Below are 21,875 nucleotides of genomic sequence, written 5' to 3'. Positions count from 1 at the left end.
CCCGTGCGGCTGCGGCCATCAGGGCCACCGGCCGCGGGCCGGGTCGACGGCCCGGATGGCGGACCGTCGGAGCCTACCCGTTACCGTACTCACCGTCTGCTGCCGCATCGTAGAGGGTTGACCGTTCCGGACGCCCGTCGGGTGGCAGACTCACGCACAGCACAAGCGCGTTGACACCCGCAGGTCGGGTCACACAGGGGAGACGGGGACGAGCATGGCATCACGCCGGGACGAGCTGAACGCCTACACCTTCGCCCGCAAGCGGATGGTCGGGGCCTTCCTGCAGCCGGGGGGCGGCGGCAACGACGAGGACGCGCCGCGTCCGATCCGCGCGGTGCTGCCGAGCTTCGTGATCGGCGCCGTGGTGGTGGCCGGCTTCGGCATGTGGGGTGTCATCAAGCCCAGCGCGCCGCCGAACTGGGACAGCGGCAAGTTCATCCTGCAGGGCAAGTCCTCGACCACCCGCTACGTGATCCTGCCCGACCCGAAGACCAACCAGCCGACCCTGCACCAGGTGCTGAACATGTCCTCGGCCCGCCTGGTGCTGTCCGAGGGCGCCACCGTGCAGACGGTCGCCGACGACGTGCTGGACAAGTACCCGCGGCGCGGCCCCGCCATCGGCATCCCGTACGCGCCGGACAAGCTGCCCAAGGGCGACGACGCGGGCAACTCCAAGCTGTGGTCGGTCTGCGACAAGCAGGGCAAGGACAACAAGCCGTCCTCGGTCGGCCAGTCGGTGTTCGTCGCGGCCGGGGCGGACGCCAAGACGCTCCAGGGCGACCGGATGCTCCAGGACGGCCAGTCCCTGTTCATCCAGGTGCCCGACGTGACGAACCAGTCGGGGCCGGACACGCCGGGGTCGAAGTACCTGGTGGACAACCACGGGGTGATCCACGCGATCGGCGTCGAGGAGACCGGCCCCAAGGAGAAGAGCGACCTGGTGACCGCTCTGTTCGGCCCGAACGCGACGCCGCAGCGGGTCACCAAGGAGTGGTTCGACACCATGGCGTTCGGCGACCCGATCGTGTTCCCCCGGATCCAGAACATCCCCGGCAACTCGTCGGGCGCCTCCTCGCTGGAGCTGTCGCAGGCCTCGGAGAAGAAGGTCGGGCGGCTGATGAAGTTCCAGGACCAGTACTACGCGGTCGGGACGAAGCAGCTGTACAAGATCACCGACTTCCAGGCGAACCTGATGTTCAACGACCCCAACACGCAGGCGACGGCGTACGACGGCAAGCCGCCGGCCTACGGACCGCTCGGCGCGGGCGACCTGAGCAAGCTCGACAGCAAGATCGTCGCGGAGCTCCCGGGACAGCCCAAGGACTGGCCCACGCACAACTCCCCGGCGGTCAACGTCGGCGAGAAGGACCCCCGCACGGTGATCTGCTCGACCTTCAACGGCTACGAGAACGACCAGATCAAGCGCACGGTGTGGGCCGGCACGACCTACCCGGCGGACATCACCTCGGACTCGGCCAGTGCGCACGTGACGCCCGGTCACGGCCTGCTGTACCGCTCACTGGACGGCCAGAGCAAGCCCACCGACGGCGGCACCGGCAGCGGCTTCCTGATCACCGACTCCGGTCTGCGCTACTCGCTGCCCGCCAACAACGACGGCGGCAACGCCACTGCGGGGGCCAGCCCGAACCCGCAGGGCGGCGACAAGAAGAGCACCAACGAGGCCCAGGCGCGGCTGGGCTACAAGTCCGTCAACCCACAGTTCGTGCCCGACAAGTGGTCGCAGCTCGTGCCGGCCGGTCCGGTGCTCAACACCAACACTGCACTTCAGGCCCAGAATGCCTGACGGATCGTCAATGCCGGTACGGGAGTTCAGTGTCATGGTCTGGTAACTACCCGCTACCCGGTGTTGGGTCGAGCGCGCTTGGCCGTTACAGTGCTACACAGCACCACGCCATGTGGTGCCCGTGCGGGCGCTCGCCACAGGGGTGCCCGGACGAAGTCTGTCTCATGGGGGACGGTGGATCATGGCAGGTCAGTTCACGACGACCGCGGAAGAAATGACCGCGTTCGCTAACCGCATCGGCGAGGTCAACCAGCAGGTTCAGGGCGAGATCAACCGCCTGAACAACCTGGTTTCCGAGATCGCTTCCGGCTGGAAGGGCGCGGCGGCGACCGCGTACCAGCAGATGCAGTCGCGAGTCACCGAGGACGCTTCGGCGCTGAACAAGATCCTCGACGAGATCCGTCAGGCGATCGAGGCGACCACCAAGCTCTACTCGATGACCGAGGAAGAGCAGCGCGCTGCCGTCGGTGGCATCTCCGGCTGACGCCGGGCCCGGTAATCGTCATTCCGCGCCCTCGCGGGGGCGCGCCGTGCATCCATCGACAAGGAGACACCAATGTCCGACGGCGGAATTCTCGTCAATTTCCAGACCATCCAGAACGCGGGCTCGGAGGTGCGCCAGACTGCGGCGCGCGTCCAGGGCCAGCTGGATGACCTGAAGGCGGGCGTGCAGCGCATCGCTTCTTCGTGGCAGGGCTCGGCCCAGGAGGGCTACCAGGCCCGCCAGGCGCAGTGGGACGCCAAGGCTGCCGACCTGCAGCAGGTGCTCTCGCAGATCGCCTCCGCGCTGGACAACGCGGCGCAGAGCTACCAGCAGACCGAGAACCGCAACGCGGAGCTCTGGGCCTGAGCATCCCTCTCGGGACTCTGCGCGTAAGCGCTCTCTTTCAAGGGCGGGCGTCCCACGGGGCGCCCGCCCTTCGCGCGTGGCACGGGGCACGCGCCCAACACGGGTGGAAGCAATGAGGGGTGGACTTCAGGTGTCGTCAGGATCGTTGCGCCGGACCGGCGCAGTGCTGCTGGTGCTCGGGGTGGTCGGCACTGCCGCCGGGAGCCCCGCCTACGCCGAGCCTTCGCCCTCGGCCTCCGGGGGATCCACGTACCGACCGCCGGTGACCATCGCGGCCTCCGGCGACTGCGCCAACAAGGACGTCGAGGCGGTGCCGTGGGCGCTGCAGCGGGTCGTCCTGAACGAGCTGTGGGGCATCGACAAGAACGGCCTGGCCACGCACTCCGGCAAGGACGTCACGGTCGCCGTCATCGACACCGGCGTCGACACCGCCAACCCGCAGTTGACCGGCAAGGTGATCGACGGCCCGGACCTGCTCGGCGACTCGATGGCGTCGGGCGGCGGGCAGCGGCCGGCCGGCACCAGCACGACCGACCCGGTCGGGCACGGCACCAAGGTGGCGGGCATCATCGCGGCCGCGCCGCGGGACAGGGTCGGCTTCGTCGGCCTGGCCAAGGACGCGAAGATCCTCTCCATCCGGCAGAACGACGCCGAGGGCCACGGCAGCGTCAACACGCTGATCAAGGCCATCGACAAGGCGATCGAGGCGGGCGCCGGCGTCATCAACATCTCGCAGGACGTCCGGGTCGAGATCGACCCGAACAAGCCCCTCGACTCGCCGTTCCAGGAGGAGCCCGATCTGAAGCGGGTGCTGGACAAGGCCGAGTCGAAGGGGATCGTGGTGGTCGCGTCCTCCGGCAACGACGGCGCCGAGGGTCCCACCTACCCGGCCAAGTACGAGACCGTGCTGGCCGTCGGCGCGTCCGACCGCAACAACGAGCGGGCCACCTTCTCGCAGTACGGCGACTTCGTCGACGTGGTCGCGCCCGGCGTCGACATGCTCTCCACCGTGCCCGGCGCGGGCCAGTGCACCGACAACGGCACCAGCTTCTCCGCGCCGTACGTCTCCGGCCTGGCCGCGGTGCTCAAGAGCGAGCACCCGGGCTGGACCGCTCAGCAGATCCGCACCGTGATCGAGCAGACCGCCCAGCGGACCGAGCACGGCCGCAACAAGTGGATCGGCTGGGGCGTGGTCGACCCGGTCAAGGCGGTCTCGTTCTCGGGCACGCCCGAGGCGTCCCCGCACCCGGACCCGCCGACCAAGCTGGACTCCAACCAGCTGATCGCGCAGCCCGCCGGCCTGGAGGAGACCCAGGCCGACCGGGACCGGCGGACCGGCACCTACGTGCTGGGCGCCGGGGTGCTGCTGGTGGCCTGCCTGGCCGGCGGCGCGATCGTCGCCCGCGACCTGGGCCGGCGCCGCCGCAGCTGACCGCTCGCAACACGTCCGAGGGGCCGACTCCGGAAACGGGTCGGCCCCGCCGGTCGGGGGGAACCGGCGGGGCCGAGAGGGAGCGGCCTGCAGGGGGGTCAGACCCGCTCGTCCTCGGGAAGGGTGATCACCCAGCGGGTCGCCTGGCGGGGCCGCAGGTAGAACGCCCAGTACAGGCTGGCGGCGGCGGTGATGCCCAGGGTCCAGTAGAGGCCCGGGCCGGCGAGCTTGACGAGCGTGAAGCCGAGGGCCGCGATCACCAGGATCGGCAGCGCCGGCCACAGCGGCTGGCGCCAGGCGGGGGCGTGCTTGTGCTCGCCGCGGCGGGAGAACAGCGAGCCGACGGCGACCAGCAGGTACAGCGCGGCGACCGCGACACCGGTGATGTCGATCAGCAGGGTCTGCGGCACGAAGCAGAGCACCGCGCCGGGGATGCCGACCGCCAGGGTGGAGACCCACGGGGCGCTGAACTTGTTGAGGGTGCCGAAGGCGTTGTTCACCGGCTCCGGCCAGGCCTTGTCGCGGCCGGAGGCGAACAGCACCCGCGAGTTCTGGATGACCATGACGATGCCGGCGTTGATGATCGCCAGCGCGATGCACAGGCTGATGAAGGTGCCGACGCCGGTGTTGCTCCAGCCGATCACCAGCTGCGAGATGTTGCCGTCGGTCAGCGCGGTCAGGTCGGGCGCGCCCATGGTGATGGCGGCGACCGGGATGACGATGATGGCGACCGACAGGCCCAGCGTCCACAGCACGGTGCGGGCGACGTTCTTGCGCGGGTTCTCCAGCTCCTCGGAGAGGTAGATGGCGGTGGAGAAGCCCTGGGTGACGAACAGCGCGGTGCCCATCATGGCCAGGATCCCCGCGAAGCCCACGCCGGAGGTGGCGCCCGCCGCATCGGCGACGGTGCCGTGCAGCATGGTGTCCGCGCCGCGCTCGGTGTGGGTGAAGCCGAGGAAGGACACCACGGCGCAGGCGATGACCTCGAGCACCAGGAAGATGCCGGTGATCCAGGCGTTGGCCCGCAGGTCGAGCAGACCGGCGACGGTGGCCGCGATCATCACCACGGCGCCGGCGATCTTCGGGTCGACGTGGATGATCGGTTCCAGGTACTCGGCGGTGCCCATCGCGATGATGGACGGCACGATCATCACCACGATCAGCGACTGGATGAAGACCAGCCAGCCCGCGAACTTGCCCGCCAGGGTGCCGACCATGGCGTACTCGCCACCCGCGGAGGGCACCAGGGTGCCGAGCTCGGAGTAACAGAACGCCACCGCGATGCAGATCACCGAACCGATGGCGATGGCCATCATGGTGTAGGTGCCGAGGCCCTGGAACAGCTCGGGGACGAGCACGAAGAGGGAGGAAGCCGGGGTCACGCAGGAGAGCGTGAGCAGCGTGCCGCCCACGACGCCGAGCGATCGGGCGAGCTTCTTCGGGGCGTCCGCGCCGGTGGCGGCGCCCGGGGCGGGGGCCGCTGCCTGCGGGGGGAGCGTGTCGGTCATGGGGCATCCGATCGGCTGTTCGGCGGTGTGACTGGGGGTGGGAGCGGTATCGCCTCCGAAACACGTAATCGCGGGTCTGGTTCTCCATCGCTCCCGATGCGCCAGGTTGCCTGGGTGAAAAGGCTCCGTCAACGCGCCAGCAGCTGCGGAATCCGTTGCCGAAACCCGGGTTTTCCTACGGAACGCAGCTCTCGGCGGGCCGGCCGCATGTTTCCACCGTGGCAACTCCGATGAACGGCAGTTGAATCGAAGGTGAAGTGATCTGCGCAACTCTGATTCAAAGGCATTGTGCCGACCCGGCCGGAGGCCTGAAAACCCAGGCCGACCGGCCGTCCGGGTACGGGAACCGAAGGAGGGGGCCGGAAATCGAAAGATAACGTTATGGCACCGTTCGGCCCCTGGGATGCCAGAGGGCCGGGTCCCGTTCGGAACCCGGCCCCATTGGTCACGGTGCGTGACGTCCGCCCCGGCTACTGCTGGATCGGCAGCCAACCGGTCTGCACCGTCTGGCCCGCCTGGATCCGGCGGGAGACGAACACACCACGGCCCGGCGGCTGCGGCTGCGGCTTGACCGTGCCCAGCAGCGCGCCCTCGCCCTTGTCACCGGACATGACCAGACCCTGACCGCCCAGCTCGCGCATGCGTTGCATCACCGGCTCGAACAGCGAGCGGCCGGCGCCACCCGCGTTACGGGCGATGATCAGACGCAGACCGATGTCACGCGCGAACGGCAGGAACTCCGCCAGCGGCGCCATCGGGTTGCCCGACTGCGTGGCGACCAGCTCGTAGTCGTCCACGATCACGAACATGTCCTTGCCGCTGTACCAGCTGCGGTTGCGCAGCTGCTCCGGCGTGACGTCCGGACCGGGCAGACGACGCGAGCAGGCGCCGCGCAGCATCTCCACGATCGCCGACATGGCGGGCGCGGCGGCCGCGTACTCCACCAGGTACTCCGGCGGAACCACGCCCAGCAGCGAGCGGCGGAAGTCGCCGATCACGATGCCGGCCTGGTCCGGGGTGTACCGCTCGGTGATCTGCTTGATCAGCATGCGCAGCATCGCCGACTTGCCGGACTCGCTCTCACCGAAGACCACGAACAGCGGGTCGCTGTCGAAGTTGATGAACACCGGCGCCAGCTCGACCTCGTCGACGCCGAACGCGATGCCCAGCTCGGGGTGCTCGAAGCCCTTGGGCAGCGAGTTGCCGTCGAGCACCGGCGGCAGCATGCGCACCTGCGGGGCGCGCGGGCCGGTCCAGGCCGAGTTGATCTGGGCGACCATGTCGGCGACGCCGTCCACCAGGTCCTGGGTCTCGCTGGAGCCGTCGATGCGTGGCAGACCGGACAGGAAGTGCAGCTGCTCGTGGGTCAGACCGCGACCCGGGATCGCCGGCACGTTCGCGGCGACCTTGCGGGCGATCTCCGACTCCATCGAGTCACCGAGCTTCAGCTCGACGCGGTTCTGCAGCTGGTCCTTCAGCGCCGGGCGGACCTCGGCGTAACGGGCCGCGGTGATCACCACGTGGACGCCGTAACCGAGACCGCGCTGCGCGATGTCGGCGACGACCGGCTCCAGGACCTCGAACTCCTGCTTGAAGGTCAGCCAGCCGTCGATGAACAGGAAGACGTCGCCGAACTGCTCGTCCGGCAGCTGCCCGTTGGCCCGACGGGTGCGGTAGGTGGCGATGGTGTCGATGCCGGCGGAGCGGAAGAGCTCCTCGCGGCGGTTGAGCACCCCGTGCACCTCGCTGACCATGCGGCGGACCTTCTCGACGTCCAGTCGGCCCGCCACGCCGCCGACGTGCGGCAGGTCGGCCAGCGAGCCGAAACCGCCACCGCCGAAGTCGAGCAGGTAGAACTGCGCCTCCACCGGCGTGTGGGTGACCGAGAAGCCCGTCACGATGGTGCGCACCATGGTCGACTTCCCGGACCGCGGACCGCCGACGATCATGCCGTGGCCGGCCGCGCCCGAGTAGTCCAGGTACATCACGTCGCGGCGCTGGTCGCGCGGCTTGTCGACGATGCCGACCGGGACGACCAGGTTGCCCTGGCGGATCGAGGCCGGGGTCAGACCGCGCTCCGGGCTGACCAGCAGCGGCTCCAGCAGGCTGTCCACCGACGGCGGCGCCTCCAGCGGGGGCAGCCACACCTGGTGGGCCGGCGGGCCCTGGCCGATCATGCGCTGGACGAACACGTCGAGCATGGTGTCCAGCAGCGCGTCGTCCTTCTCCTCCTCCTCGGTCGGGTCGGGGAGGACCTCCTCCACCTCGGGCTCGATGATCTCGACCTCGGCGGCGGTGAACAGCACCGGCTGGGCGGTGACCACCCGGCCGCCGACCGCGCGCTGCTGGCCCGGCGGACGGTACTTGCCGGACACGTACGCGGCCCGGAAGCGCTCCATCACGTCGGAGCCGAACTTGAGGTAGCCCACGCCGGGGATCGGCGGCAGGTGGTAGGCGTCCGGCACACCGATCGCGGCCCGCGACTCGGCGGCCGAGAAGGTGCGCAGACCCAGTCGGTAGGACAGGAAGGTGTCCAGACCGCGGAGCTTGCCCTCCTCCAGTCGCTGCGAGGCGAGCAGCATGTGCATACCGAGCGAACGGCCGATGCGGCCGATCTGGATGAACAGGTCGATGAAGTCCGGCTTGGCGGTGAGCAGCTCGGAGAACTCGTCGATGATCATCAGCAGCGAGGGCAGCGGGTCGAGCGGAGCGCCCGCGGTGCGGGCCCGCTCGTACTCGTTGATGTTCGCGTAGTTGCCCGCCGCGCGCAGCAGCTCCTGGCGGCGGTTCATCTCGCCCTCGATCGCGTCGCGCATGCGGTCGATCAGGGTGGCTTCGCCCTCGAGGTTGGTGATCACGGCCGCGGTGTGCGGCATCTCCGCCATGCCGGCGAAGGTCGCACCACCCTTGAAGTCCGCGAGGACCAGGTTCAGCACCTCGGAGGAGTGGGTGACCGCCAGCGCCAGCACGATGGTGCGCAGCACCTCGGACTTGCCGGAACCGGTCGCGCCGACGCACATGCCGTGCGGGCCCATGCCCTCCAGCGAGGCTTCCTTGATGTCCAGCCAGACGTACTCGCCGTTGCTGCCGACGCCCAGCGGGACGCGGAGCTTCTCCCGGATCGGCTTGGGACGCCAGTGCCGGGCCGGGTCGAAGGAGCCCGGGTCGCCGGTGTGCATCATCTCGGTGAAGTCCATCGAGACCAGCGACGGGTCGCTGTCGTCGCCGCCCGCGGACGCCCGGAACGGCGCCAGCTGGCGCGACAGCGCCTCGGCCTGCCAGCTCGACAGGGTGTCCGGCTTGCCCGGGTAGCTGGCGCCGGACGCGGCCTCCAGCAGCAGCTCGTGCTTGCCGACGGTGATCACCAGGTGGCCGTTCGGCTCGTCCAGGTCACCCGGGACGACCTCGATCACGGTGACGCCCTGGACGCCCTCCGGACCGGCGATCAGCGAGTCGACCGGCACCGAGGCGCCGTCCATGATGACCACCAGGTGCGGCTGGTCCGAACTCGGCGTGCTGTCACGGGAGAAGCCCTTGCGGCCGGCCAGCTCGTTGGCCAGCAGCTCCTCCAACTCGCCCAGCCCGTTGGCGATCAGGCGCCGCGAACCGGCGCCGTCGTTCTCCTTGCGGTGCTGGGTGTGCGGCAGCCACTTCGCCCACTCCCACTCCTCCACCGCGCCGGGCGCGGCGGCCACCCCGATCATCAGGTCCTCGGGGGAGTGCAGGGTCGCCAACTGGGCCACCATCGCGCGCACGTTGCCGTACACCGAGTCCGGGTCGCCGCACACGGTGATGTGGTAGAAGGCGCGCAGCGACACCGCCAGCGGCAGGTCCTGCAGGGTGCCGTGGGTCTTGATGAAGGTGCCCATCGCCTCCGCGGCGAGCGGCTCCAACTCGTCCATCGGCGCGGTCTGCGGCGCCACCAGCGGCGTCGACAGCTGCAACGGGCCCAGGCCCACCCGGATCTGCGCGAAGTCCGGATCGGTCGGCCGGCGCTCCCACAGCCGGCGGCCCTCGGCCACGATCGACCACAGCTGGTCGGGCTCCGGGTGGGTGAACAGCAGCGCCCCGCGCTGACGTTCGGCCGTGCGACGCACCTCGCGGCGCTTCTGCTGCAGGTACTTCAGGTAGTCCCGGCGCTCGTCCGAGGTCGCCGCACTACCGCCCTTGCGCGCCTTGACGATCTGCGCCACCGCCATCGCGGCGGTCGACGCGACCATCAGGACACCCATCATCTTCATCGGGCCCTGTGCGCCCGGAGAGAAGAAGAACGCCGCCGAGCCGCCCATGCCGAGCAGCGGCAGCAGCGACATCATCCAGTCCTCGCCACCGCCCCGCGGCAGCTCCGGCGGCGGAACCAGCTCGACCGGCTCCTCCGACACCGGAGGCGGGAACGCCCGCGGCGGGCGCTTGACCGTCACCGAACTCACGAGATCACCCCGCCCCCGTCGACAGCCGCAGCGCGCGACTCCCCGTCGTCAACGGTGCGCCCTCCCCGGGCACAGGGTCGGGGGCACCCCCATCGCTCGCTCACAATCCGCCCTCACGCATCTGGATACGTACGGTGAGGGCGCCCCGTGTGATGACGCCGCCCCCGCTCCGCCGAACCGCAGGCGCGCGGGGCTGTCGCGTCTTCGATCGCCGCCCCCGTACGCCGTGCGCAGGGGCCGATCCTACTGCGCGAGCCAAGCCGTTCGTCCACGGGGTCGGCCACCCGCAGAGTACTGACCCGGCGTCAACACACAACCCCCGGCGCACCTGTACACCGCGTTCATCCCCGCGCGCCGCCCGAGCGGCCTCCGCGCCCCCGCCGCAGTGCGCACTTGCGCCGAGGGGGTAGGGTGACGCCGCGCCAACTCTCGTTCGGGCCGTGACAGTTCCGGAGCCGGTCGACGAGTGGTCAGCAGACTTGCCGACACAGCCAACGAGGGGGAGAGGGCCGGTGAGCACAAACGCTACGACCGGTTTCTGCCGGGTCACCGTGGTGGCACCGGACAGCCGGATCGACGTCGCCCTGCCGGAGGACGTCCCGCTCGCCGACATCTACCCGGAAGTGCTGCGGCTCTCCGGGCAGACCCAGGTGGACGGAACACCGACCGGCTTCCATCTGGTGCGGCGGGACGGCACCGTGCTCGACAGCGGACTTCCGCTGGTGGCCCAGCAGGTGCGCGACGGCGACCTGCTGAGCCTGCGCCCGTTCTCCGAGTCGCTGCCGCCGGCCGTCTACGACGACGTCGCCGACGCCATCGCCTCCGCGGTCGAGGCCGACCGCAGGTTCTGGAGCCCCGACCTGATGCGGGCCTTCGGCCTGATCGCCGGCACGGTGCTGCTCACCCTGCTGGCGTTCGCGCTGTGGTTCTCCGACCTGCGGCACAACATGTTCGGCCTGCCGGGCATCCTGTCCGGCGTCACCGCCGTCGTGCTGGTGGCCTACGCCGCCGTCCGCGCCCGGGTCTACGACGACCACGTCGCCGCCGTCGCGCTCGGCCTCGGCGCGCTGCCGCACGCCATGCTGGCGGGCTCCGGCATCATCGACGTCCCGCACGTCGGCGACGGCCCCGGCCGGCTCCAGTTCCTGGTCGGCTGCGTCACCGTGCTGGTGGTCTCCGTCCTGCTGGTCGGCCTGCTGCCGGAGAAGGACTCGGTGTTCGTCGCCGCCGCGTTCGTCGCGGCCGCCGGCACCCTGGCGACCTTCGCCGCGGTGCTGATGTCCGGCACCGCGATCACCGACATCGCCGCCGTCACCGGCGTGGCCGCGGTCGCCGCGGTGGGCTTCCTGCCCGCGCTGTCCGCCCGCTTCGCCCGCCTGCCCGTCGGCTTCAGCGCCCCCGGCCAGGCCCGCACCCGCGGCACCGCGTACGGCGAGGAGAACAGCAGCGCCGAGACCGTCCAGTACGAGCGGATCGCCGCCCAGGCCCGCCGCGGCCACGAGGTGCTGGTCGGCCTGGTCGGCGGCGCCGCCACCACCATCGTCGGCGCCTGCACCGTGCTGGGCTTCAGCGACCGCTCCTGGGCCGAGCTGCTGGCCCTGGCCATCGGCGTCTCGACCATGCTGCGCGCCCGGCTGTTCCGCTACACCGCGCAGGTGTTCGCGCTCACCATCGCCGGCCTGGTCGGCCTGGCGCTGCTGATCCTGGGCCTGGCCCTGCACACCCCGCTGCACCTGGCGATGGCCGCGGCCACCGGCGGGAACGGCGGCGGCGACCTGCGCACGGTGTGGCTGTCCACGTCCATCGCGGCGGGCGCGGCGATCATGATCGCGATCGCGCTGATCGTCCCCCGCTCCGGAGTGTCCCCGTTCTGGGGCCGCATCCTGGACATGGTCGACAGCCTGATGCTGATCGCCCTGGTGCCGCTGGCGCTGGCCGTGCTCAACATCTACAACGTGGTGCGCGGCGCGACCGGCTGAGCCGCGCTGGTATCGTTGATCCGTCCGAGTCTTGTCAGGTCCTGTGCTTTCGACCAGGACCGCTCGGCCAAACCGAAGGAGATGCCCGTGGCCCTCGCCGCTGACGTCAAGAAGCAGATCATCGCCGAGTTCGGCCAGAAGGAGGGCGACACCGGCTCTCCCGAGGTTCAGGTGGCCATGCTCTCCCGCCGCATCTCGGACCTGACCGAGCACCTGAAGTTCCACAAGCACGACCACCACTCGCGTCGTGGCCTGCTGATCCTGGTCGGCCAGCGTCGCCGCCTGCTGCAGTACCTGGCCAAGAAGGACATCGAGCGCTTCCGTACCCTGGTGGACCGCCTCGGCATCCGCCGCGGTGCCGCCGGCGGCGCCCGCTGACACCGCTCGTAGGGGCGGCTCCCCTCACCGGGGGAGCCGCCCTTCGGCGCTTTCCGCGCCACCCCGCGACCACGCCCCGCGAACGGCCCGGCTTTAAAGCCGCGCTCGATAGGGTGTGAATTTGTAAGGTAAAGGGCATGCCCGCCCTTGCGGGCCGACAAGGCTTCAAACGGAAGCCGCCCGCACCGCAGGAGCGTCCACACGCCGACCGCCGCACGCCGAAAGGCGCCGGTCCTCGGTAGTGGCCGCCGGAACCCCCGACACGCGGGGACGGACCCGGTGGCTTCGATCGAAGACCGGCCCAACTGCCCGGGCCACGGCAGGCAAGCGCAGGGGCGCTCCTGGGGAGACGTACAAAAGAGGAGATCTTCCAGGTGGAAGAGAACGTTTTCTACGCCGAGGCCGTCATCGACAACGGCAGCTTCGGCACCCGCACCATCCGCTTCGAGACCGGCCGTCTGGCCCGTCAGGCCGCCGGCTCCGCCGTGGCCTACCTGGACGACGACACCATGGTGCTGTCGGCCACCAGCGCCTCGAAGCAGCCCAAGGAGCACTTCGACTTCTTCCCGCTGACGGTGGACGTCGAGGAGCGGATGTACGCCGCCGGCCGCATCCCCGGCTCGTTCTTCCGCCGTGAGGGCCGGCCGTCCGAGGACGCGATCCTCACCTGCCGCCTGATCGACCGCCCGCTGCGCCCGTCCTTCGTCAAGGGCCTGCGCAACGAGGTCCAGGTCGTCGTCACCGTCATGGCGCTCAACCCCGACCACCTGTACGACGTGGTGGCCATCAACGCGGCCTCCGCCTCCACCCAGCTGGCCGGCCTGCCGTTCTCCGGCCCGATCGGCGGCGTCCGCGTCGCGCTGATCAACGGCCAGTGGGTGGCCTTCCCGACCCACTCCGAGCTGGAGTCGGCCGTCTTCGACATGGTCGTCGCCGGTCGCGTCCTGCCGGACGGCGACGTCGCGATCATGATGGTCGAGGCCGAGGCCACCGACAAGACCATCAAGCTGGTCGAGGGCGGCGCCGACGCGCCGACCGAGGAGGTCGTCGCCTCCGGCCTGGAGGCCGCCAAGCCGTTCATCAAGGTGCTGTGCGCCGCGCAGGCCCAGCTCGCCAAGCAGGCCGCCAAGCCGACCGGCGAGTTCCCGCGCTTCCTGGACTACCAGGACGACGTGCTGGCCGCGCTGACCGCCGCCGTCAAGGACGAGCTGGCCAAGGCGCTGACCATCGCCGGCAAGCAGGAGCGCCAGAACGAGCTGGACCGCATCAAGGCCGTCGCCGCCGACAAGCTGCTCCCGGAGTTCGAGGGCCGCGAGAAGGAGATCAGCGGCGCCTACAACGCGCTGACCAAGAAGATCGTCCGCGAGCGCGTCATCAAGGACAAGGTCCGCATCGACGGCCGCGGCGTAACCGACATCCGCACCCTGGCCGCCGAGGTCGAGGCCATCCCGCGGGTGCACGGCTCGGCCCTGTTCGAGCGCGGCGAGACCCAGATCCTGGGCGTCACCACGCTGAACATGCTCCGCATGGAGCAGCAGCTCGACACGCTCTCCCCGGAGACCCGTCGTCGCTACATGCACAACTACAACTTCCCGCCGTACTCGGTGGGCGAGACCGGTCGCGTCGGTTCGCCGAAGCGCCGCGAGATCGGCCACGGCGCCCTCGCCGAGCGCGCGATCCTCCCGGTCCTGCCGACCCGCGAGGAGTTCCCCTACGCGATCCGCCAGGTCTCCGAGGCGCTGGGCTCCAACGGCTCCACCTCGATGGGCTCGGTCTGCGCGTCCACCATGTCGCTGCTGAACGCCGGTGTGCCGCTGAAGGCCGCCGTCGCCGGTATCGCCATGGGCCTGATCTCGCAGGAGATCGACGGTGAGACCCACTACGTGACGCTCACCGACATCCTCGGCGCCGAGGACGCGTACGGCGACATGGACTTCAAGGTCGCCGGTACCCGCAACTTCATCACCGCCCTGCAGCTGGACACCAAGCTCGACGGCATCCCGGCCTCCGTGCTGGCCGCCGCGCTGAAGCAGGCCCGGGACGCCCGCCTGCACATCCTCGACGTCATGAACGAGGCCATCGACTCGCCCGACGAGATGTCCCCGAACGCGCCGCGGATCATCACCATCAAGATCCCGGTGGACAAGATCGGCGAGGTCATCGGCCCCAAGGGCAAGATGATCAACCAGATCCAGGAGGACACCGGCGCCGAGATCACCATCGAGGACGACGGCACCATCTACATCGGTGCCGCCGACGGCCCGGCCGCCGAGGCCGCCCGCTCGACGATCAACCAGATCGCCAACCCGACCATGCCGGAGGTCGGCGAGCGCTACCTGGGCACCGTGGTGAAGACCACCACCTTCGGCGCCTTCGTCTCGCTCATGCCGGGCAAGGACGGTCTGCTGCACATCTCGCAGATCCGCAAGCTGGCCGGCGGCAAGCGCGTCGAGAACGTCGAGGACGTGCTCGGTGTCGGCGCCAAGGTGCAGGTCGAGATCGCCGAGATCGACCCGCGCGGCAAGCTGTCGCTGATCCCCGTCATCGAGGGCGAGGAGGGCGGCGACGCCGCCGCCTCCGAGTGACACCCCGGTAACACCCTGCGGCCCGCACGCCCCATCCGGCGCGTGCGGGCCGCGCCCTGTTCGTGAAGTCCGTGCAGTTCATGCAGTCGATGCAGCTCGTGCGGTTCGTGTAGCTCCCCTCGTGAAGCAGTAGCTGGAAGGAACACCCGTGGCCCAGGCCTCGGCGGCGAAGCAGCGCCCCGGCACCACCCGGACCCTGCTCAAGGGCACCGAAGGCGGCGCGGGCACCGTCCGCCGCACCGTGCTCCCCGGCGGCCTGCGGGTCGTCACCGAGACCCTCCCGACGGTGCGCAGCGCCACCTTCGGCATCTGGGTCGGCGTCGGCTCCCGGGACGAGACCCCGGTCCTGAACGGCGCCACGCACTACCTGGAGCACCTGCTCTTCAAGGGCACCGCCCGGCGCGACGCGCTGGAGATCTCCGCCGCGCTGGACGCGGTCGGCGGCGAGATGAACGCGTTCACCGCCAAGGAGAACACCTGCTACTACGCGCGGGTCCTGGACACCGACCTGCCGCTGGCCATCGACGTGGTGTGCGACATGCTCACCGGCTCGCTGATCCGCCCCGAGGACGTGGAGTCCGAGCGCGGCGTCATCCTTGAGGAGATGGCGATGGCCGAGGACGACCCGGGCGACGTGGTGCACGACCTGTTCGCCAAGGTGATCTTCGGGAGCGGCCCGCTCGGCCGCCCGATCCTGGGCACCCAGGAGACCGTCTCCGGGCTGAGCCGCGACCAGATCGCCGGCTTCTACCACCGCCGCTACAAGCCGGAGAACCTGGTGGTCTCGGCGGCCGGCAACCTCGACCACGCCAAGGTGGTCAAGCTGGTGCAGCAGGCGTTCGCGCCGATGCTGGCCAAGTCCAAGGGCCACCCGGCCGAGGTCCGCCAGGGCGTCAAGGCGGTCCGCACCTCCGGGAAGGCCGCGGTCCTCAACCGGCCCACCGAGCAGGCCCACCTGGTCCTCGGCGTCCCCGGCATCCCGCGCCACGACGAGCGCCGCTGGGCGCTGGGCGTGCTCAACGCCGCCCTCGGCGGCGGCATGAGCTCCCGGCTGTTCCAGGAGGTCCGGGAGAAGCGCGGCCTGGCCTACTCGGTGTACTCCTACTCCTCCTCGTACGCCGACACCGGTCTGTTCGGCATCTACGCCGGCTGCCAGCCCAAGCGGGTCGAGGAAGTGCTGAAGATCTGCCGCGAGGAACTCGCCCGGGTCGTCGAGGAAGGCATCACCGAGGAGGAACTGCGCCGCGCGATCGGCCAGATCTCCGGCTCCACCGTGCTCGGCATGGAGGACACCGGCTCCCTGATGAACCGCATCGGCAAGGCCGAGCTCTCCTACGGCCACCACCTGTCGGTGGACGAGATGCTGCAGAAGATCGCCGAGGTCACCCTGGACGACGTGCACGCCGTCGCCCGTGATGTGCTGGGGGCGCACCGGCCCTCGCTCGCGCTGATCGGCCCGATCAACGACCGCCGGGCCGCCCGGTTGGCCGACCTGCTCGCCTGACCCGTCTGAGAGGACAACAGACATGACGCTGCGCGTCGCCGTGATCGGCGCCAAGGGCCGGATCGGCTCCGAGGCCGTCAAGGCCGTGCAGGCCGCCGACGGCCTGGAGCTGGTGGCCGCCCTCGGCCGGGACTCGAAGCTCACCGAACTCACCGACGCCGGGGTCGACGTCGTCGTCGAACTCACCCACCCCGACTCGGTGATGGGCAACCTCGACTTCTGCCTGCGCAACGGCATCCACGTGGTCACCGGCACCACCGGCTGGACCGAGGAGCGCCTGGAGACCGTTCGCGGCCTGCTCGCCGAAGCCCCCGGGCTCGGCCTGCTGATCGCCCCGAACTTCTCCATCGGCGCGATCCTCGGGATGAAGTTCTCCCAGCTGGCGGCCAAGTACTTCGAGTCCGTCGAGGTGCTCGAACTCCACCACGACCGCAAGGCCGACGCCCCGTCCGGCACCGCAGCCCGCACCGCGCAGCTGATCGCCGCCGCCCGCGCCGAGGCCGGCCTGCCCCCGCAGCAGGACCCGACCACGCACGGCCTGCCCGGCGCCCGCGGCGCCGACGTGGACGGCGTCCCGGTGCACTCGGTGCGGCTGCGCGGCCTGCTCGCCCACCAGCAGGTGATGTTCGGCGACACCGGCGAGACCCTGACGATCCGTCACGACTCCATGCACCACAGCAGCTTCATGCCCGGCATCCTGCTCGGCGTGCGGAAGATCGTCGACCACCCGGGCCTGACCTTCGGCCTGGAACACTTCCTGGACCTGTGACATGACCTCACGCATCGGCTTCTTCGTCCTCTCCGGCATCCTGCTGCTGGTCAGCGTGGTCTGCATAGGCGAGGGCGTCCAGCTCGTCGCCACCGGCAAGCCGCTCGGCATCGGCATCGGCGTGTGCGCCTTCGTCATCCCGCTGATCGGCGTCTGGTTCCTCCGCCAGACCGTCCGCTTCGGCCGGGCCAGCGAGCGGCTCGCCCGCCAGCTGGAGGCCGAGGGCGGTCTGCCCGTGGACGAGCTCAGGCGCACCCAGGGGGGCCGGATCGACCGGGCCTCCGCGGACGCCGTGTTCACCCGACGCAAGGCCGAGGCCGAGGCCGACCCCACCGACTGGCGGAACTTCTTCCGGCTCGCCGTCGCCTACGCAGACGCCGGCGACGTCCCGCGCGCCCGCAAGGCCATGCAGCACGCGATCAAGCTGCATGGCCGGGACGCCGCGGCCACCGCCGTAAACTGACTCGTACCGCCCCCAACAGCCAGGAACATCACCCATGCGCGCAGTCGAACCCCAGGTCCACCTGATCGCCCGCCCCGAGCTCGACTACGACGAGGTCGCGGCCTACCTGCAGGACGTCGGCGGCGAGAGCTGGCTGGAGCGGGTCGACCGCGGCGACCTGGACGACGCCCAGAACCTCGCCGAGTTCGCCGGCCGGATCTGCTACCGCTCGTGGAAGCCGGGCCTGAACCCGAACGTCACCAAGGTCCGCACCGACCAGGACGTCTACCTGAAGAACATCCTGGCCAGCGCGCACGGCTCGGTGCTGGAGCACGTCTCCTTCACCTTCGTGCTGCACAACGTCAGCCGCGTGGTCACCCACGAACTGGTCCGCCACCGGGCCGGCGTCGCGGTCTCCCAGGAGTCGCTGCGCTTCGTCCGCCTCGACGACATCCCGTTCTGGTTCCCCGAGTGGGCCCAGCAGGACGAGGAGCTGATGGGCCGCGCCACCGGCCTGATGCAGCAGATCGAGGAGTTCCAGCACTGGATGGCCGACCACTTCGGGCTGGACGAGGAAGGCGTCAAGTTCCACGAGAAGAAGGAGAAGACCTCCTTCATGCGCCGCTTCGCCCCCGAGGGCCTGGCCACCGGCCTGGTCTGGACGGCGAACGTGCGCACCCTGCGCCACGTCATCGAGAACCGCACCGCGCCGGGCGCCGAGGAGGAGATCCGGCTGCTGTTCGGCAAGATCGGCGAGCTGATGGTCAAGGAGGCCCCGTCGCTGTTCGGCGACTACACCGTCGAGGACGGCGCCTGGGTCCCCGGCTGGCGCAAGGTCTGACCTCCGGAGCACCCGACCGGGATCTGACGGACCGTCGGATCCCGGCCCGGCCCGCTCACTCGTGCGGCGTTCCCGCCGGCGGCCCCGATCCGGCCGCTGACCTGCATCGACGGGCAGATGGACGGACCGCGGGAGATGTCCGGATTGCGGCATTCTCGGCCGCTCCATACGCTCAGGACACGGATTCCGGTGCTGCGTGAACCCCCGAGCGCGCAGCACCGGAATCCCATGTCGGGCCCGGCCCAAGGCCCTCAGGACTGTCCAAACCCTGGACCTGCGTGGCTATCGACCACCGCCCTACGAGTAGTTTTGGACCCATGGCTCCGACCTCCACACCGCAGACCCCCTTCGGCCGGGTCCTGACCGCGATGGTCACCCCGTTCACCGCCGACGGCGGGCTCGACCTCGACGGCGCCCAGCGCCTCGCCGCCCACCTGGTGGACTCCGGGAACGACGGCCTGGTGCTCAACGGCACCACCGGCGAGTCGCCCACCACCACCGACGCGGAGAAGGCCCAGCTGGTCCGGGCCGTGGTCGAGGCGGTCGGAGACCGCGCCCACGTCATCACCGGCGTCGGCACCAACAACACCCACCACAGCGTCGAACTCGCCCGCCAGGCGCAGTCCGCCGGCGCCCACGGCCTGCTCGCGGTCACCCCGTACTACAGCAAGCCGCCGCAGGAGGGCCTGTACCGGCACACCGTCGCGATCGCCGACGCCACCGACCTGCCGGTGATGCTGTACGACATCCCCGGCCGCGCCGCCGTCGCCCTCGAGCACGACACCCTGGTCCGCCTCGGCGAGCACCCGCGGATCGTCGCCAACAAGGACGCCAAGGGCGACGTCGCCGCAGCCTCCCGGGCCATCGCCGACTCCGGCCTCGCCTGGTACTCCGGCGACGACAACCTGACCCTGCCGCTGCTCTCGGTCGGAGCCGTCGGCGTGGTCAGCGTGGTCGGCCACGTCGTCGCCGCCGAGATGCGTGCCATGATCGAGGCGTTCGTCGCCGGCGACCACGCCAAGGCGCTCGCCGTCCACCAGTCCCTGCTGCCGGTGTTCACCGGAATCTTCCGCACCCAGGGAGTGATCCTCTCCAAGGCGGCGTTGAACCTGCAGGGACACCCGGCCGGCCCGCTCCGGCTGCCCCTGGTCTCCGCCACGGACGCGGAGATCACCCGGTTGAAGGAGGATCTCGCCGCCGGCGGGGTACACCTGTAACCAACAACAGACGTGCGCGCCCCCGGCTCGCCGGACCCCACCGGGTCCGCCGCTGGACCGGGACCGACGGCGCGCGGCAATCGGCAGTCAGGTAACCACGATGGACGCACGCCATATGTCGCCGGGGGAGGAACCCCTCGGGCATATGGCGTGCGTCGTGAGGAGAGTCTTTTGAGCCACCCGCACCCCGAACTCGGCGCTCCCCCCGCTCTCAAGGAGGGCGCCCTCCGCATCACTCCGCTGGGCGGTCTCGGCGAGATCGGCCGCAACATGACGGTCCTCGAGTACGGCGACCGCATCCTGATCATCGACTGCGGCGTGCTCTTCCCCGAGGACGAGCAGCCCGGCGTCGACCTGATCCTCCCCGACTTCAGCTACATCCGGGACCGCCTCGACAAGATCGACGGCATCGTCCTGACCCACGGCCACGAGGACCACATCGGCGCCGTCCCCTACCTCCTCCGGGAGAACCCGGACATCCCGCTGATCGGCTCCAAGCTCACCCTCGCCCTGATCGAGGCCAAGCTCGCCGAGCACCGCATCCGCCCCTACGTCCTGGAGGTCGCCGAGGGCGACCGCGAGCGGATCGGCCCCTTCGACTGCCAGTTCATCGCGGTCAACCACTCCATCCCCGACGCGCTGGCCGTCGCCGTCCGCACCCCCGCGGGCATGGTCGTCGCCACCGGTGACTTCAAGATGGACCAGCTCCCGCTGGACGGCCGCCTCACCGACCTGCCGACCTTCGCCAAGCTGGCCGAAGAGGGCATGGACCTCCTCCTGGTGGACTCCACCAACGCCGAGGTCCCCGGCTTCATCCCGCACGAGCGCGACATCTCCGCCGCGCTGCGCAACGTCTTCGCCAACGCGGAGAAGCGCATCATCGTCGCCTCCTTCGCCAGCCACGTGCACCGCATCCAGCAGGTCCTGGACGCCGCGCACGAGTACAAGCGCAAGGTCGCCTTCGTCGGCCGCTCGATGGTCCGCAACATGGGCATCGCCCGGGACCTCGGCTACCTCAAGGTCCCCGGCAACCTGATCGTCGACGTCAAGACCCTCGACGACCTCCCCGACAAGGAGGTGGTGCTGATCTGCACCGGCTCCCAGGGCGAGCCGATGGCCGCGCTGTCCCGGATGGCCAACCGCGACCACCAGATCCGCATCGTCGAGGGCGACACCGTCGTCCTCGCCTCCTCGCTGATCCCCGGCAACGAGAACGCCGTCTACCGGGTCATCAACGGCCTCACCCGCTGGGGCGCCAAGGTCGTCCACAAGGGCAACGCCAAGGTGCACGTCTCCGGCCACGCCTCGGCCGGCGAACTGCTGTACTTCTTCAACATCTGCAAGCCGAAGAACCTGATGCCGGTCCACGGCGAATGGCGCCACCTGCGCGCCGCCGCCGACCTCGGCATCGCCACCGGCGTCCCGCGCAACCGCGTGGTCATCGCCGAGGACGGCGTCTGCGTCGACCTGGAGAAGGGCGTCGCCCGGATCGCGGGCAAGGTCCAGGCCGGCTACGTCTACGTGGACGGCTCCTCGGTCGGCGACATCACCGAGGCGTCGCTCAAGGACCGCCGGATCCTCGGCGAAGAGGGCTTCATCTCGGTCTTCGTGGTGGTCGACTCCACGAACGGCAAGATGGTCAGCGGCCCCACCATCCAGGCCCGCGGCTCCGGCATCGACGACAGCGCGTTCGCGTCCATCACCGGCAAGCTGGAGGAAGCCCTCGTCCGCTCCGCCGGGGAAGGCGTCCTGGAGGTTCGCCAGGTCCAGCAGCTGGTCCGCCGGACCGTCGGCAAGTGGGTCGCCGACAACTACCGGCGCCGTCCGATGATCCTCCCGGTCGTCGTCGAGGTCTGACCGACCTGATTTGACCTGGGGCAGCCCGGTGCGTAATGTTCTCCGGGTTGCCCCACGGTCGTGCGGCTTCGCTCCGGATTCGAATTCATTCGAATGGGGCGGGGAAAACAGGCCGAGAAACTCTGCTAGAGTTCGGGAGCGCCGAAAGGCAAAAGCGAGTCGGAATGAATGAAACTCCGGAAAACGGAGCGGAAAACATCTGATAAGCTGGAAACACGAAAGAACGAAGCGCCCGGAGGGTCGGTCGGAAGGCCGCCTGAAGGAAGTGTCCGTTCCTTG

The 21,875-nt window shown here is 70.0% G+C and carries 15 protein-coding genes; 13 read left to right on the top strand and 2 right to left on the bottom strand.

The features are described 5' to 3' along the window. Positions 1 to 214: 214 nt before the first annotated feature. The 4 genes from eccB to mycP all read left to right on the top strand — a co-directional run bounded on the left by eccB (position 215) and on the right by mycP (position 4,086). The gene (eccB, locus tag CG736_RS34675; RefSeq protein WP_100590079.1) at positions 215 to 1,804 is read left to right on the top strand and encodes a type VII secretion protein EccB; all 1,590 of its coding nucleotides are present in this window, start codon (positions 215 to 217) and stop codon (positions 1,802 to 1,804) included. Between the two features lie 181 nt (positions 1,805 to 1,985). Further along, positions 1,986 to 2,288 (top strand): WXG100 family type VII secretion target, encoded by a 303-nt coding sequence (locus CG736_RS34670; protein WP_043909708.1) that lies wholly within the window; start codon positions 1,986 to 1,988, stop codon positions 2,286 to 2,288. A gap of 72 nt (positions 2,289 to 2,360) precedes the next feature. Beyond that, positions 2,361 to 2,654, top strand: a complete 294-nt coding sequence (locus CG736_RS34665) for a WXG100 family type VII secretion target (protein ID WP_100590078.1) — start codon at positions 2,361 to 2,363, stop codon at positions 2,652 to 2,654. 130 nt (positions 2,655 to 2,784) lie between these two features. Beyond that, positions 2,785 to 4,086 carry a type VII secretion-associated serine protease mycosin gene (gene mycP / locus CG736_RS34660; RefSeq protein WP_232734378.1) on the top strand — a complete coding sequence of 434 codons (1,302 nt, stop codon included), beginning with the start codon at positions 2,785 to 2,787 and terminating at the stop codon, positions 4,084 to 4,086. 98 nt (positions 4,087 to 4,184) lie between these two features. On the opposite strand, the gene CG736_RS34655 is transcribed toward mycP, so the two are convergent. Next, positions 4,185 to 5,594 (bottom strand): APC family permease, encoded by a 1,410-nt coding sequence (locus tag CG736_RS34655; RefSeq protein ID WP_100590076.1) that lies wholly within the window; start codon positions 5,592 to 5,594, stop codon positions 4,185 to 4,187. 470 nt (positions 5,595 to 6,064) lie between these two features. Next, a complete protein-coding gene (gene eccCa, locus CG736_RS34650; RefSeq protein WP_100590075.1) occupies positions 6,065 to 10,024 on the bottom strand; it encodes a type VII secretion protein EccCa in 3,960 nt (1,319 codons plus the stop codon). 512 nt (positions 10,025 to 10,536) lie between these two features. On the opposite strand from eccCa, the gene eccD reads away from it, so the two are divergent. From eccD to CG736_RS34605, 9 genes are all read left to right on the top strand, one after another. Then, positions 10,537 to 12,003 carry a type VII secretion integral membrane protein EccD gene (gene eccD, locus CG736_RS34645; protein WP_043909717.1) on the top strand — a complete coding sequence of 489 codons (1,467 nt, stop codon included), beginning with the start codon at positions 10,537 to 10,539 and terminating at the stop codon, positions 12,001 to 12,003. A gap of 87 nt (positions 12,004 to 12,090) precedes the next feature. Further along, positions 12,091 to 12,381 (top strand): 30S ribosomal protein S15, encoded by a 291-nt coding sequence (rpsO, locus tag CG736_RS34640; protein ID WP_030462697.1) that lies wholly within the window; start codon positions 12,091 to 12,093, stop codon positions 12,379 to 12,381. Positions 12,382 to 12,755: 374 nt separating this feature from the next. Then, positions 12,756 to 14,966 (top strand): polyribonucleotide nucleotidyltransferase, encoded by a 2,211-nt coding sequence (locus tag CG736_RS34635; RefSeq protein WP_043909719.1) that lies wholly within the window; start codon positions 12,756 to 12,758, stop codon positions 14,964 to 14,966. A gap of 148 nt (positions 14,967 to 15,114) precedes the next feature. Continuing rightward, complete coding sequence (locus tag CG736_RS34630) at positions 15,115 to 16,470, top strand: pitrilysin family protein (RefSeq protein WP_232734377.1); 1,356 nt, start codon at positions 15,115 to 15,117, stop codon at positions 16,468 to 16,470. A 22-nt stretch (positions 16,471 to 16,492) separates the two neighbouring features. Continuing rightward, positions 16,493 to 17,239 (top strand): 4-hydroxy-tetrahydrodipicolinate reductase, encoded by a 747-nt coding sequence (gene dapB / locus CG736_RS34625; RefSeq protein WP_100590073.1) that lies wholly within the window; start codon positions 16,493 to 16,495, stop codon positions 17,237 to 17,239. Between the two features lies 1 nt (position 17,240). Next, positions 17,241 to 17,702 (top strand): hypothetical protein, encoded by a 462-nt coding sequence (locus CG736_RS34620; RefSeq protein WP_100590072.1) that lies wholly within the window; start codon positions 17,241 to 17,243, stop codon positions 17,700 to 17,702. A 34-nt stretch (positions 17,703 to 17,736) separates the two neighbouring features. Beyond that, positions 17,737 to 18,522 (top strand): FAD-dependent thymidylate synthase, encoded by a 786-nt coding sequence (gene thyX / locus CG736_RS34615; RefSeq protein WP_035866708.1) that lies wholly within the window; start codon positions 17,737 to 17,739, stop codon positions 18,520 to 18,522. Between the two features lie 317 nt (positions 18,523 to 18,839). Further along, positions 18,840 to 19,739 carry a 4-hydroxy-tetrahydrodipicolinate synthase gene (gene dapA, locus CG736_RS34610; RefSeq protein WP_043909734.1) on the top strand — a complete coding sequence of 300 codons (900 nt, stop codon included), beginning with the start codon at positions 18,840 to 18,842 and terminating at the stop codon, positions 19,737 to 19,739. A gap of 171 nt (positions 19,740 to 19,910) precedes the next feature. Beyond that, entirely contained in the window at positions 19,911 to 21,596 is a 1,686-nt protein-coding gene (locus tag CG736_RS34605; protein WP_100590071.1) for a ribonuclease J, read from the top strand. Positions 21,597 to 21,875 lie beyond the last annotated feature (279 nt).

Origin of the sequence: Kitasatospora sp. CB02891 (assembly GCF_002803145.1) — a bacterium.
Lineage (GTDB): Bacteria > Actinomycetota > Actinomycetes > Streptomycetales > Streptomycetaceae > Kitasatospora > Kitasatospora griseola.
The sequence above is the reverse complement of the archived record's forward strand: the minus strand, read 5'-3'. Positions and strand labels throughout refer to the sequence as shown.

Coding starts and splice junctions, on each gene's coding strand:
- thyX (WP_035866708.1), top strand. CDS start 17,737: ATGCGCGCAGTCGAACCCCAGGTCCACCTGATCGCCCGCCCCGAGCTC.
- CG736_RS34620 (WP_100590072.1), top strand. CDS start 17,241: ATGACCTCACGCATCGGCTTCTTCGTCCTCTCCGGCATCCTGCTGCTG.
- dapB (WP_100590073.1), top strand. CDS start 16,493: ATGACGCTGCGCGTCGCCGTGATCGGCGCCAAGGGCCGGATCGGCTCC.
- dapA (WP_043909734.1), top strand. CDS start 18,840: ATGGCTCCGACCTCCACACCGCAGACCCCCTTCGGCCGGGTCCTGACC.
- CG736_RS34665 (WP_100590078.1), top strand. CDS start 2,361: ATGTCCGACGGCGGAATTCTCGTCAATTTCCAGACCATCCAGAACGCG.
- CG736_RS34655 (WP_100590076.1), bottom strand. CDS start 5,594: ATGACCGACACGCTCCCCCCGCAGGCAGCGGCCCCCGCCCCGGGCGCC.
- CG736_RS34670 (WP_043909708.1), top strand. CDS start 1,986: ATGGCAGGTCAGTTCACGACGACCGCGGAAGAAATGACCGCGTTCGCT.
- eccB (WP_100590079.1), top strand. CDS start 215: ATGGCATCACGCCGGGACGAGCTGAACGCCTACACCTTCGCCCGCAAG.